The organism is Salipiger abyssi (genome assembly GCF_001975705.1).
GTDB classification, from domain to species: Bacteria; Pseudomonadota; Alphaproteobacteria; order Rhodobacterales; family Rhodobacteraceae; genus Salipiger; species Salipiger abyssi.
This window is the reverse complement of the sequence record NZ_CP015093.1, coordinates 486,475-499,774: the sequence shown is the minus strand read 5'-3', so window position 1 is coordinate 499,774 and position 13,300 is coordinate 486,475. Positions and strand designations below refer to the sequence as shown.

Annotated in this window: 8 protein-coding genes; 4 read left to right on the top strand and 4 right to left on the bottom strand. The window is 65.9% G+C overall.

Annotated features, from left to right (window positions below):
- Positions 1-161: 161 nt before the first annotated feature.
- Genes Ga0080574_RS06015 through Ga0080574_RS06000 form a run of 4 tightly spaced genes read right to left on the bottom strand, consistent with a single transcriptional unit; the run spans position 162 to position 7,007 of the window.
- The gene (locus Ga0080574_RS06015) at positions 162-3,500 is read right to left on the bottom strand and encodes an error-prone DNA polymerase (protein WP_076696073.1); all 3,339 of its coding nucleotides are present in this window, start codon (positions 3,498-3,500) and stop codon (positions 162-164) included.
- Entirely contained in the window at positions 3,497-4,987 is a 1,491-nt protein-coding gene (locus Ga0080574_RS06010) for a Y-family DNA polymerase (protein WP_076696071.1), read from the bottom strand. Before Ga0080574_RS06010 ends, Ga0080574_RS06015 begins: the two co-directional genes overlap by 4 nt.
- Positions 4,902-5,489: an ImuA family protein gene (locus Ga0080574_RS06005; RefSeq protein WP_076705715.1), complete on the bottom strand. Its 588-nt coding sequence runs from the start codon at positions 5,487-5,489 to the stop codon at positions 4,902-4,904. Before Ga0080574_RS06005 ends, Ga0080574_RS06010 begins: the two co-directional genes overlap by 86 nt.
- A 48-nt stretch (positions 5,490-5,537) precedes the next feature.
- Positions 5,538-7,007, bottom strand: coding sequence for a hypothetical protein (locus Ga0080574_RS06000; RefSeq protein WP_076696069.1), 1,470 nt, complete (start codon positions 7,005-7,007; stop codon positions 5,538-5,540).
- Positions 7,008-7,402: 395 nt separating this feature from the next.
- Between Ga0080574_RS06000 and Ga0080574_RS05995 the strand changes: the two genes are divergently transcribed.
- From Ga0080574_RS05995 to Ga0080574_RS25830, 4 genes are all read left to right on the top strand, one after another.
- Complete coding sequence (locus tag Ga0080574_RS05995) at positions 7,403-8,008, top strand: 2-hydroxychromene-2-carboxylate isomerase (RefSeq protein WP_076696067.1); 606 nt, start codon at positions 7,403-7,405, stop codon at positions 8,006-8,008.
- A gap of 313 nt (positions 8,009-8,321) precedes the next feature.
- On the top strand, positions 8,322-10,727 hold the full coding sequence (gghA, locus tag Ga0080574_RS05990; RefSeq protein ID WP_076696065.1) for a glucosylglycerol hydrolase: 2,406 nt from the start codon (positions 8,322-8,324) through the stop codon (positions 10,725-10,727).
- 368 nt (positions 10,728-11,095) lie between these two features.
- Positions 11,096-12,204 (top strand): IS3 family transposase gene (locus Ga0080574_RS05980; protein ID WP_156876303.1). Its coding sequence is split into 2 segments (ribosomal slippage): positions 11,096-11,345 and positions 11,345-12,204, totalling 1,110 coding nucleotides; the frame shifts between segments, so codons are not numbered across the junction.
- Positions 12,205-12,339: 135 nt separating this feature from the next.
- Positions 12,340-13,134 (top strand): hypothetical protein, encoded by a 795-nt coding sequence (locus tag Ga0080574_RS25830; protein WP_156876309.1) that lies wholly within the window; start codon positions 12,340-12,342, stop codon positions 13,132-13,134.
- Positions 13,135-13,300: the final 166 nt, after the last annotated feature.

The following is a 13,300-nucleotide window of genomic DNA, read 5'->3' as shown; positions in this document are numbered from 1 at the left end:
TCTGCACGTTGAACCTCTTACTTTATCCCAGCCAGATCCGAACGACCTCACAAGTCAGCGCACACGTCGCCAAAGCGGCAGCGCCGCTGGGCCCGGCGTGCTTCGCCCTTGGCTCCGGGCCTGGGGCTCGGTGATGGAGCAGCCATCTAAACCCACCCCACTCAATGAAAATCCCGGCTCGGGAACAGCCGCTTCGCCTGCTCGCGCGGATGCCGGGCGCGGGGCGGGTAGCGTGGCGGGCGCGGGGCGTCGTCGGCGGCGGGGGAGGTGATGCCCACCGCCTCGTCCAGCGGGTGGCCGAGATCGGAGAGCCGCGCCGACATGTCCTCGATCCGCTCCGCGATCAGATGCACCACGATCCCCTCGCGTTGCAGATGGCCGCTGACCCGCAGCAGCCGCCCGCCCATCACCACGCGGCGATAGCGCGCATAGACCTTCGGCCAGACCACCACGTTCGACACGCCGGTTTCGTCCTCCAGCGTCAGGAAGATCACCCCCGAGGCCGTTCCCGGCCGCTGCCGGGTGATCACCAGCCCGCAGACGCTGAGCCGCTGCAGCGGCGTGGTCGCCAGCTCCGCATGCGGCGTGAGCCCGGGCAGGGCGGGGCGCAGAAGCTCCATCGGATGGGCGCGCAGCGACAGCCGCGTGGCGACGTAATCCTCCACCACCTCCTCGCCCAGATGCATCGGCGGCAGCGCCACCGCAGGCTCGCGCAGCCCCTCGCCGTCGAGCGGATCGGAGAAGAGCGGCAGCGGCGCGGGCGCCCGGATTGCGCGCACCTGCCAGAGCGCATCGCGCCGCGTGAGCCCGAGCCCGGCAAAGGCATCGGCCTCGGCCAGCCGCTCCAGCACCGCCGGTGCCAGACCCGCACGCAGCCAGAGGCTCTCGGGATCGGGATAGCCGTTGCCGCGCGCCGCCGCGATCCACTCCGTCTCCTCCTTGCCGAATCCCTTGATCTGGCGGAACCCCAGCCGCAGCGCCAGCGCGCCGTCGGCGCGGCGCTCCAGCGCGTTGTCCCAGCCGCTGCGGTTGACGCAGATCGGGCGGATCTCGACCCCGTGCTCGCGCGCGTCGCGCACGATCTGGGCGGGGGCGTAGAACCCCATCGGCTGGGAATTCAGCAGCGCGCAGGCAAACACCGCCGGGTGGTGGCATTTCAGCCAGGAGGACACGTATGTCAGCATGGCAAAGGCCGCCGCGTGGCTTTCGGGAAAGCCGTAATCGGCAAAGCCCGCGATCTGGGCAAAGCAGCGCTCGGCGGTCTCGTCGTCATAGCCGTTCTGCCGCATCCCGGCGAGGAAGCGGTCGCGATGCTCGCCGATGGTGCCCATGCGGCGGAAGGAGGCGAGCGAGCGGCGCAGCTTGTCGGCCTCCTCCGCCGAATAGCCGGCGCCGACCACAGCGATCTGCATCGCCTGTTCCTGAAACAGCGGCACCCCCAGCGTCTTGCGGGTGACCTCCTTCAACGCCGGGCCGAAGGGCTCGGGCTCTTCGAGCTTCTGGCGGCGGCGGATATAGGGCTGCACCATGCCGCCCTGGATCGGGCCGGGGCGCACGATGGCCACCTCGATCACCAGATCGTAGAAGGTGGCGGGCTTCATCCGGGGCAGGAAATTCATCTGCGCCCGGCTTTCCACCTGAAACACCCCGATGGCGTCGGCCCGTTGCAGCATGGCATAGGTGGCCGGATCCTCCTGCGGCACGGTGTCGAGCCGGTGGCGGAGGCCCTCGTGATCCTGCAGCAGGCCAAAGGCCTTGCGGATGCAGGTCAGCATGCCGAGGCTGAGCACATCGACCTTCAGTATCCCCAGCGTGTCGATATCGTCCTTGTCCCATTCGATGACCGTGCGATCCTCCATCGCGGCGTTCTCGATCGGGCAGAGTTCGTCGAGCCGCCCGCGGGTGATGACAAAGCCGCCCACATGCTGCGACAGGTGGCGGGGAAAGCCGATGATCTCGCCGATCAGCTCAATGGTCTGGGCGAGCCGGCGGTCCGAGGGATCGAGCCCCAGCTCGCGGATGCGCTCGGGATCGGCGCCGCCATCGGACATGCCCCAGATCTGACCCGCCAGCGCGGCGGTCACGTCCTGGCTCAGCCCCATCACCTTGCCGACCTCGCGGATCGCCGCGCGCGAGCGGAAATGGATCACCGTGGCGCAGAGCCCGGCACGGTGGCGGCCGTATTTCTCATAGATCCACTGGATCACCTCCTCGCGCCGCTCGTGCTCGAAATCCACGTCGATATCGGGCGGCTCGCCACGATGGCGCGAGACGAAGCGTTCAAAGACCATGCCGATCATGTCCGGGGTCACGTCGGTGATGCCGAGCAGGAAGCAGAGCACCGAATTGGCCGCCGAGCCGCGCCCCTGGCAGAGGATGCCCTCGCTGCGGGCATGCGTCACGATGTCGTTCACGGTGAGGAAATAGGCGGCAAAGCCCAGCTCGCCGACCACCGCCAGCTCCTTTTCCATGAGTTTGCGGACCTTATCCGGCGCGCCGTCCGGGTAGCGCCGGACCAGCCCCGCCTCGGCAAGGCGCCGCAGCCGTCCCTGGGGCGTTTCACCGTCGGCGATCTCGTCGGGATACTCGTAGCTGAGTTCCGAAAGATCGAAGGCACAGCGTGCGGCAATCTCCAGCGTGCGGCGCAGCGCGGCGGGGTGGTTGCGGTAGAGCCGCGCCATGTCGGGGGCGCCCTTCAGCCGGCGCTCGGCATTGGGCAGGGCGCGGGTGCCGATGGCGTCGATGGTGAGCCCCTCGCGCAGGCAGGTCAGCACATCGGCGAGCCGGCGCCGCGATGCGCGGTGCAAAAGCACGTCGCCCACCGCGACCATCGGTGCCGAGAGCCGCAGCGCCGCATGGGCGCAGGCGTCGAACCAGGCCTGATCGGAGCCGTCATAGCGCGGCGCGGCACCCAGAAAGACATGGCCGGGGTAGCGCCTTTGCAGGGCGCGGACCGGGGCGGTGGCCTGTGCCAGATCGGGCGGCGGCAGGGCGATGAGGATCATGCCGGCGCAGCCCTCCAGCAGATCCTCCAGATGCAGCCGGCACCGGCCCTTTTCGGCGCGCCGCTTGCCGGTGGAGAGCAGCCGCGCCAGCCGGTGATAGCCGGGCCGGTCCACCGGCAGGGCGAGCCACTCCACCGGGTCGTCCTCGAGTACCAGCCGGGCGCCGGTGATGAGCTTCGGCAACTGCGGCGCGGCGGGATGGGGGATTTCCTCCGGCGTGCCGACCTCCTGCCGCGAGCAGCTGTCCACCCGGTGCCGGGAGCGGATACGCAGCGTTTCCTCGGCTTTTTCCTTCAGGATCTTCAGCGCGCTATAGGCCCGCACCACGCCGGCCAGCGAATTGCGGTCGGTGATGGCGATGGCGGCGAGGCCCAGCTCGGCGGCGCGGGCGACCAGCTCTTCGGGATGCGAAGCGCCGGTGAGGAAGGTGAAATTCGAGGTGACGCACAGCTCCGCATAGGCGGGGGGCGTGGGTTGGGGCAGGGCGGCGGTCATGCGAATTCCCCCTGCACGAACCAGCCCGGCTGCTGCGGCGTGTGAAAGAGCCAGAGCCGGCGGCCCTGCCGGGTCTCGACCTGCCAGTAATCGCGCACGCCGCGCTGCCAGTTGTCATCGGGCAGCCACCATTCGGGCGCGATGCGCTCGGGGCCGGTGGCGCGGGCGGTGTCGAGCGCCATGGCGCGCCAGCGAAAGCGCCCGGGCGGGCGCGGGCCGGTGGCGGCGATGGGCTCGGGCGGGAACAGCCGCAGCGGGCGCGGGCGCGGCGCGTGCCAGCCCGTCGCGGCGCGGGAAAAGGCGGCGGGGGCGATGGAAAAGGCGCGCTCGGGGATATGGCTGTCGGCGGGCAGAAAGCGCTGCACGTTCTCCAGCCCGATGCGGGTGCCGATCCGGGTCACCAGATCGTCGAGCGCCGGGCCGCCCGCCGCGACCGCCGCGACCGGGCCGCCGAGCTGCTGCACCGGCAGCGCCTCGACCTGCGTCGCCTCCAGCCGCAGCTGGTCGATGCCGAAGCCCGCCTCGGCGGCCTCCACCCCGCGGGCGAAGAGCGGCAGGATGCGGGCGGCGTCGCGCATCGGGCTGGCCAGCCGCAGCTCCACCGACTGGCTGCCGCCATCGACCCGGCGCAGGCTCAGCGCCAGCACCCGCGCGCCGGCCTCCTGTGCCAGCAGTTTGGCGCAGAGCGGTTCCAGCAGCCGGGCGGCGCCGGCCATCACATCCTCGGTGCGGCCGATGGGCTCGGGCAGGCTGAGACGGACGCCGTAATGCGGCGGATCGGGCTCCGGCGTGACCGGCTCGGGCTGCGCCCCGAGCGCCTGATCGAGCCGCCGCAGCGGCTCGGGGCCGAAGCGGCGGGCGAGGGGGGCGCGCGGCGTTGCGGCCAGATCGGCGATGCGGCGCAGGCCCAGCCGTTGCAGACCGGTGACGGTGTCCGGCGCGAGGCGCAGCGCCTCGACCGGCAGCGGTCCCAGCGTCGCCAGCCCGTCGCCGGGCGGCGCTGCGCCCTCGCCGTGATGCGCCAGCGCCCAGGCGGCGCCGCGCGTGTCGCCCAGCCCCAGCCGCAGGTTCAGCCCGGCGCGGGTGGCGCGGGCGCGCATATCCTCCAGCATCGCCGCCTCGCCGCCATGCAGATGCGTCGCGCCGGTGACATCGAGCACCAGCGCATCCCGCCCCTCGATCCCGACCCAGGGGCAATAGCGCGTGGCCCAGCGGCGCAAGGTGGACAGAAAGCGCGCCTCGCGCGGCGGATCGGCGGGGGCGGTGATCAGGTCGGGACAGAAGGCGCGGGCATCGGCGAGGCTCATGCCGCGATAGAGCCCCAGCGCCTCGGCCGGCGCGTTGAGGCAATGCAGCCGTTCGGCATTGGCCTGGGTCAGAAGCAGCGCGAAGGGCGCCCCGTCAACCGGACGCGCGCGCAGAGCCCGGTCGCTCGCCAGCCGGGGGAACCACATGCAGACGATGCGCCGTGTCATCCCATCGAACATCCCAGGCCCCAAGTGTTCCCGATTTGTTCTTTATAATTTCCCAGCGCAGCGCTGTCGAGTCCTCGCCCTCTGCCGCCAGCCGGGGCGCGGCGTGCCAGCGGGTCTCGGCGGCGTTGCTGCCCATGCCCTCGGGGATCAGGCAGAGCCCCGTCGTGGCGCCCGCCTTGGCGGCCAGTTGCAGCCGCCGGCCCTGTCGCAGGTCGAGCGGCTGGACGATCTCGGTCACCACCAGCGGCACGGCGCCGTCGCGCAGCGCCTCTTCGCTGACCGCCAGCGCATCGACCTGGCCGGGCGCCTGCGCGACGAGCAGCCGCGCCGGATCGAAGACCCGCGCCAGCCCCAGAGGGTGCAGCGCCTGATGATCCCAGCCCTGCCGCACCCAGAGCACCGGCCCCGTTCCGCGCGCGGCGAGGATCGCGGCAAAGCTCGTGGCGCCGGGGCCGCAGACCTCGTGGACGCGGGACCGGCGCAGTGGAAAGCACTGGGACAGATTCGCGGACATGGGCACAGGATACACGGGCAGAGGGGGCGGGCGGAAGGGCCGGGAGCGCTACAGGATCCAGATCCCCAGCACGCCCAGGGTGAAGGCCAGCGCGCCGCCATAGAACTTTGTCGCGCTGGTTTCCGAGGCGACGCGCGTCAGCTCGATCAGGGGTCGTGTCACGAACAGCATCGCAGCGGCGTAAAAGAGGTTCGCCGCGACGATCGCGATATGCAGGAGAAGCGGCAGCAGGGTTATCAGGATCATCCAGTTCCGGATCGCCGCCTCTATCGGAATATAGCTCCAGAATCCGCGCAGGATTGTCGTAACATCCCAGACAACCAGACGGCCCGTCGCGATCAGCGTTTCGAAGAAGGTCGGTTGCAGCGAAATGGTGCTGGAGATCGGAGTATTCGACAGCGTCATATCGGTGAACAGGGAGCGAACCTGCGCCGTTTCTTCGGCAGCGTCCGCGGCGTCTGGCGAAAACGCCTCTTCAAGCGCGTCAAAGAGCGTGCGCCAGGGCTCGCCGAGGGCGGTGCCGTGCTGCGCGTAATAGTCGAGAGCACGCGGAGCGAAGACATCATTTATATAATGGAAAAGCTGCGGCCGCAGGTCTTCCGGGATCAGGTAGCCGTCGTACAAACGTCCCGCGAGATGGGTCAGGATCGGGCCCAGAAAATAGATGATGGCGGTCAGGATAAAGAACAGTACTACGCAAAAGGCGAAATCCAGAAGCGCCGAACCGAGGATGAGACCGCCGCGGTAGATATCCCTGTCGAGCCGGATCTCCTTGGAAAAGTAGATCAGCGCGGTGGTGATGAGGCAGGAAAGATAGAGGCTTGGCAGCAGGACCGTGGCATAGAAGGTCGAGGTAAACCAGCCGGATCTCTGTAAGATGGAGGTCGAAAGTTCGGAACTCAGGTCGAGATAGGCGTTCCCCTCCGCCAGAACAAGCGACAGATGTGTCCGCGCTATCTCTTCCCCCAGGCCCAGAAGAAAGATCGAGGTTTCGAGATCGTTGGTTTCGCCGGTGCTGAAATCCATGTCGCTGGACCAGTAAGGCCCCATGGATTGCAGCCGGGCGCTGAGAGAGGCGGTATCGAGAATGAGAAAGCCGGCCTCTTTGCAAAGCGCCACATCCCCGGTCACGACAAGGCAGTTCCGGGCGTTTTTGTAGTCGAGGATTGCCGTGACAGCGTTCGTCAGGTGATCGGTCTGCGGCACCGGCTGATTGCGCCGCAGATGCGCGTTCAGTTCGAACCCCGAGATCGAGAGGACGAGGAATGCCAGGCTCCAGAGCGCCGCCCGGCGGAGCTGCCGCCCGGGGCGGAGAAAGCTGCCGAACAGCGCCCGCACCGCCGCCCACGACCTCTGCTCCGACATGAGGAACAGCCCCTTGCGGAAGACGTTTTCGAGCAGGCGGAGAAGCGCCGCGTTCGCCTCGTTGATGATCCGGCGTACGGCGGAGTTCCGATTGCGATCCAGCCAGAACAGGATCAGGCAAAAACCGTAAAGCGCGGTGAAAACAAGCTTCATGCTTTCTCATGCCCCGGGCGTGGGCGGTGATCAAGCGGGATGCGGCGGGGCAGAGGCACTCCTCTGCCTGCCTGTGCCGCGGCGTATTGCATAGCGCCGGACCCGGCGCCCGCGACACGGCGGCGTTTCGGAGTGGGGCGAAATCTTGGCGGGGTGGGGCAGGGCGCGGTCGGTTTCGATTCAAATTTGCCTGAAAACCGGGCGTTCGCCTGTCCGGAGAGATGTTTCTGCCGAAACCTCCGGCACAGGATTTGCGCGGAACACCCGGCCCCGCCCATTTGTTGACAAGCCAAGCGCATCGCGCGCCGACTGATGTCAACGATCCGGTTCGGGGCTCCGAGGAGCCGGGGCCGCCGAGGAGGACCGCCACGGAAACGCTGTGTCTGGGGGCTGCCATGAGCAAGGTCATCGAGTATTACTTTTCGCCGGTGTCGGGATACGCCTATCTGGGGCATCAGGCCCTGATGGCGCTGGCGCGCGAGACCGGCGCGCATGTGCGGTTCCTGCCGATCATCCCGCATCAGGTCTATAAGGCCGCCGAGACCGTCGCGCCCTTCGACCAGTCCGAGGTGCGGCGCAGCTACCGTATCGAGGATCAGGCCCGCTGGGCCCGGCTGCGCGGGCTGCGCATGGCGAAAGTGCCGACCCATTACCCGACCTGCCCGCGTCTCGCCGGCCGCGTGATCCTCGCCGCCGGACGGCTGGGGCTCGATCAGGACGCGATCAGCATGGCCTGCCTGCGCGGCGTCTGGGCCGAGGGCCGCAACATCGCCGATCCCGGCGATCTCGGCGAGGCGCTGCGGCAGATCGACATGCCCGCCTTCGAGCTGCTGCATGTGGCCGAGAGCGAAGAGATCCGCGACGAGGCCGACGCGGTCACCGAGCGCGCCATCGCCGCCGGCGTGTTCGGCTCGCCCACCTATGTGATCGACGGCGAACGCTTCTGGGGGCAGGATCGCATCGACTTCATGCGCGAAACCCTGATGAAGGCCGCCGCCTGACGGCACAGGCTGGTCTTACGTCATCCATTGCCCCGCAGACAGGCAGTCCGACAGGCAATCCTCCCGGTCCCGCCGGATCGGGGGATTTTGCGTTGAAGCCGCGCCGCATCGCTTTAGGTTGCACGGGTGAACACGGCGCGGTTGCGGCTCTCCGCCCGCCGCTCCGGCAGGAAGAGGCCCGCTCTGCGCCCCCTGGCGCCGCGCTCGGGCATCTGGCGCCGTGCCGCTCTTCCGTCACATCCGAAGCCATCGCGCAGGGGCGACAGGTGCATTTCGCGCACTGTGCCCCGCGCAACGACAGGACAGAGACGACATGAAAGACATGCCCTCCATCGCCAGCGATTCCGACGCAGCCGCCGCCCGCGCCGCATGGTGCCAGGAGGTGCTCAACACCGCGCCAGACCGGTTCGCCGCGGGGCGCGAGATCGCCCGGCGGCTGGGCGCGCTGGTGGAGGGCAACAGGGTGGAGTTCGGCTTCTGGACGCCGGAGCTGCTCGACTGGCGCATCGCCGATGGCGACGTGTTCCTCGAAATCCTGCGCCCGCGCGAGGAGCTCGATCTCACCGCGAGCCAGGCCGATGTCACCTTCGACCGCGCGCTGCTGCCGGTGGCGCGATGCGAGGGCTTCACCTTTGCCGCCGCCACCGGGCTGATCTCCGGCGACCGCGACAGGATCGGCGATTTCTACGCGCTGACCTATCGCGATCACGAAGGGGTCTATCACCGCATCCTCGACCCGCTCGCCGCCTCGCTGCCCTTTGGCGCGTTCTCCCCTGCCGAGATCTACGATGTCGGCGCCATGCAGGCGCGGCGGCAGGACAAGGGCTATTTCGAGCAGGTGAAGAAGGACGGCCCGCATAAATTCGCGCCGCCCACCTCGATTTTGCAGGTGCATGTGCCCACCGCCACGCCGGGCGGCACGCTGGCCTCGCTTACCCGCCAGTTCGAGCGGCTTGCCGCACGGGTGGCCAACGGGCTGGTGCTGGAGCCGGACGAGGAGCTGTTTGCCGGATACGACGCGGTGCAGCTGCTGCCGGTGGAGCCCACCACGGTCTACGAGGCCGGCCCGAATTTCTGGACCGATACCGAGAGCGACGAGACCAGCGTCACCGCGCATCTGATGCGCCCGGACACGACGAACTGGGGCTATGACATCGTGATTTCCGGCATGGCCACGGTGAACCCGGTGCTGCTGGAGACCGCGCGGCCCGACGAGCTGGTCGATCTGGCGGCGGTGCTGCACAATTTCCCGCGCTGGCCCAAGATGCTGGTGCTCGACGTGGTCTTTGGCCACGCCGACAATCAGGGGCTCGGTGCGCTCAACAGCCATTTCTTTGCCGGGCCGAACATGTACGGCCAGAATCTCGACTACCATAACCCCTTCGTCCGCGCGATCCTGCTGGAGATGCAGCGCCGCAAGGTGGATTTCGGCGCCGACGGCGTGCGCGTCGACGGTGCGCAGGATTTCAAGTGGTGGGATGTCTCTATACAGGAGATGCGCCACGACGACGAATATCTGCAAGAGATGTCGGATATCGTGCAGAACGTCGCCGGCGTCGATTATCACCCGTGGTTCGTCTTCGAGGACGGCCGCCCCTGGCCGCAGGAAGATTGGGAGCTGAGCTCGGATTACCGCGCGGTGATCGAGAGCCAGAAAGAGACCGATCCGGATGTGTTCCAGTGGGGTCCGCTGACCTTTGCGCACAACACACCCTTCATCTACACGTTCTGGCTGTCGAAATACTGGCGCCTGAAAGAGATCCTGAAACGCGGCTCGAACTGGATTTCCGGCACGGCCAATCACGACACGCTGCGCCGGGGCACGCAGGTGAACCCCAAGCTCAATATCAACACCCGGCTCGGCGACACCAAGATGGAGATCCTCGACAAGGCCTATGACAACCCCGCCGTGTCGATCCTGACCTATGCGGCGCTGCCCGGCGTGCCGATGGATTTCCTCAACGCCACCGCGCGGGCGAGCTGGGGCTTTATCCGCAATCAGGACGACAAATACGGCGTCAAGGTCGTGGCCGAAGAGGCGATCTCGCTGAAATGGCAGGTGGACGAATACAGCTATTCGATCCCCGGCGCCTTCCGCTGGCTCAAGGAGCTGGGCTTCGAGACCCGCGAGGATCTGGCGCGGTTCCTCGAATTCCTGCCGGCGCTGGTCGAGGTGACCGATTACGACCTCAACACCATCGCCACGCTGCTGAACGCGGTCGAGCCGCCGCTTTCCGGGCCGCGCCCCTTCACCGTGGGCACGCTGAAACAGATCGCGCGGGCCTGGATGGACGACATGCACGAATACTGCAACGTCTCGCATTCCACGTCGAAGCTCGACCCGGCGCAGACCAATGCCATGCGGCGGCTGCGCATGTTCCGGCTCAACAACCCGTGGCTGCGGCAGAATTTCCGCGACGACGATCATTTCCGCTATCTCGAACCGATCGAGGGGCGCACGGTCTTTGTCGCGCTGCGCAATGCGCCGGAGGGGGGCGAGGTCTTTGTCGTCTGCCATATGGAGGGCGGCGAGACCGAGGATATCGACCCGCTCGACCTGCTGCCCGACAGCGTCAGCCGCAACGACTGGCACCTCACGATCCGCAGCCCCGGGATCGGGCCGGACTATATCGGCGGGCCGCTGGTGCTGCGCGATTCCATGGGGCTGGTCTTCACCCGCGGCATCGACGTGACGCCGCTGGCGGGCGAGCCGCACTGAGGGGCGGGCAGGCATCGGCGCGGATCGCCGATGCCGTTCAGCCGATTTTTGAGCCGGTCGGAGTGCTGGGGCTGGGTGTCAGGCATTTCAGGGCCATGCCGGCTACGCGCCTTGCCGGGATACGAAGGTCCGGTGTGCGGGACGAAGCGCTCTTTCGCTGCGGCTGCGCCAAAGTCAGCTTAGTGGACTTCTAACTGCTCTTGAGGACGCGAGATTGGCAGAGTTGCTGTTTGTTATGCCAACAGCCATTAAGTCGGCACATAAAACTCTCCGAGACTGACCATGGGTAATGACCAACAAAACTGACCTGCTCCCCTGAAAAGTCCGCGTTTTGAAGTTAGCCTGTTCTCCAAACGAGGAGACAGACAATGCGGAAAAGCCGTTTCAGCGAAGAGCAGATCATTGGCATTTTAAAGGAGCACCAGGCCGGGATAGGTGCCAAGGAGCTGTGCCGGAAGCATGGCATCAGTGACGGCACGTTCTACAAGTGGCGCTCGAAGTATGGCGGCATGGAGGTGTCGGAGGCCAAACGGCTGAAGGCGCTGGAGGCTGAGAATGCGAAGCTCAAGAAGATGCTCGCGGAGCAGATGCTGGATGTGGCCACGCTCAAGGAGATGCTGGGAAAAAACTTCTGAAGCCCGGTGCAAGGCGACGAGCCGTGGACTGGGCCATGACAGAGAAGAACTACAACCAGCGGCGGGCCTGTGCCCTGGCCGGGATCGACCCGCGTGTGTATCGACGTGGATCAATTAGACCTGTAGACGCCGAGCTGCGGGAGAGGCTGAAGGCGATTTCCAGCGAACGGCGTCGCTTCGGCTATCGAAGGCTGCACCTGCTTCTTGGTCGCGAAGGCTGGAAGGTGAACTGGAAGAAGCTTTACCGGATCTACCGGGAAGAGGGCCTGACAGTGCGCAAGCGCGGCGGTCGCAAGCGCGCGATCGGAACGAGGGCCCCGATGGCGATCCCACAAGGGCCGAACCAGCGATGGTCCCTGGACTTCGTCTCGGACAGCCTCTCAGACGGGCGCCGGTTCCGGGTGCTGTGCGTCATCGACGACTTCAGCCGGGAATGCCTGGCGACGGTCGTGGACACTTCGCTGTCGGGGCAACGTGTCGGCCGTGAGCTCGACAGCATCGCCCGGGTGCGCGGCTATCCATGTATGGTGGTCAGTGACAACGGAACGGAGCTGACATCGAATGCCATCCTGAAATGGCAGGAGGACCGCAAGGTCGAGTGGCATTACATCGCGCCAGGAAAGCCCATGCAGAACGGCTTCGTCGAGAGCTTTAATGGCCGCCTGCGCGACGAGTGCCTGAACGAGCACCTGTTCGCCAACCTGCGCCACGCCCGGGAGCTTATCTCGGCCTGGCGCGAAGACTACAACCACCATCGCCCCCACACGAGCCTCGACGGGCTCACACCGTGGGAGTATCACCAACGGTCAGTAGAGGACCAAACCCTGAACAGAGCGAACTAAAAAACGCGGACTCTATGGGGAGCAGGTCAAAACTGGCGCAGCAACGTCGCGCACTTCCTTGCAGAAACTTTGCCGAAGGCTACGGATCGGCCGGGCTGGTATGACATGGCGTCTACGGCCTACCAAATCGGATGCATGGCCTTGGTCAAGCTTGGTTTTGCAGATGCAACGGATTGGGGAGCAGTACCTAAAGATGTTCCTGCACAACCGGCTACTATGCCGCGATGGGATGACATCTGTATCTCCGTTCTTTGGCTTGCAAACCAACAAAACAAGCTTTCGTTCCTGTTGCCCGATGGAAGGCTCCCGCCAACTCGTATAGGAAACGGCTTTGTGATCGCTATGAAAGATCCACCGCCACCCCCGACCCCCAATATTACAGCTCGTTTTGGATTGGGCTGTGCACTCTGCAATGATGACGTTTTGCTGTTGCTTCAGCAACTTGGCCTGGTCTCAAACGGCGGCTGGGCGCAACAGGCGGAATTCATTCTGTGGAGAACTTCGCCGAAGAATTGGCCCTTAGACTTCCTGCGCGACGAACGGTTTTTGGATGCGGTTCAAAAAGCTACAGCTACCATTCCAGATGAGATAACGGCCGAGATTTTGGAGTTAACTGAGATCAGCGAAGAGCACATCGACGAACTAATAGCTTGGCATGAGGAAAAGCTCGCTGAAGGGCGAGAGAAGTACGGACCGAAGGCGCGACTTGGTGAGGTTCCAACAAGAGAGCGAGCTCAACGCTCTCTCGAATTCTCGCGTAGAAACGCAATAGATTGGGTGTTCTTCCGCCGCTGGAGAATTGAAGATGGATGGCTTTCTACGACAGAGGCTGAATCCGCTCTGGACATCTTTCATGACAGGCTGGCGATTTCGATGCGCCGAGAAGTCATGAAAGATTTACACCCCTCGAAGCCTCAGTTTTTTGAATGAATCCGCATTTCGTCCTCGAGGCTCGATCAGTAGCCTTCTGCATTGCCGACGTTCGTTACGAGCGCAGCATCATGCACTCTGGGCTCACTCCAGCCTTTCGCGGCACCGAAGAAAAGCGCCGCTTTTCACCGTCCAATATTCATCCAATTCAGCGATATCCCCGCAA

Excerpts from the sequence above, each read along its gene's own strand:
- Ga0080574_RS06015 (WP_076696073.1), bottom strand. The coding sequence starts at position 3,500 with ATGACCGCCGCCCTGCCCCAACCCACGCCCCCCGCCTATGCGGAGCTG.
- Ga0080574_RS06010 (WP_076696071.1), bottom strand. The coding sequence starts at position 4,987 with ATGTTCGATGGGATGACACGGCGCATCGTCTGCATGTGGTTCCCCCGG.
- Ga0080574_RS06005 (WP_076705715.1), bottom strand. The coding sequence starts at position 5,489 with ATGTCCGCGAATCTGTCCCAGTGCTTTCCACTGCGCCGGTCCCGCGTC.
- Ga0080574_RS06000 (WP_076696069.1), bottom strand. The coding sequence starts at position 7,007 with ATGAAGCTTGTTTTCACCGCGCTTTACGGTTTTTGCCTGATCCTGTTC.
- Ga0080574_RS05995 (WP_076696067.1), top strand. The coding sequence starts at position 7,403 with ATGAGCAAGGTCATCGAGTATTACTTTTCGCCGGTGTCGGGATACGCC.
- gghA (WP_076696065.1), top strand. The coding sequence starts at position 8,322 with ATGAAAGACATGCCCTCCATCGCCAGCGATTCCGACGCAGCCGCCGCC.
- Ga0080574_RS25830 (WP_156876309.1), top strand. The coding sequence starts at position 12,340 with ATGGCCTTGGTCAAGCTTGGTTTTGCAGATGCAACGGATTGGGGAGCA.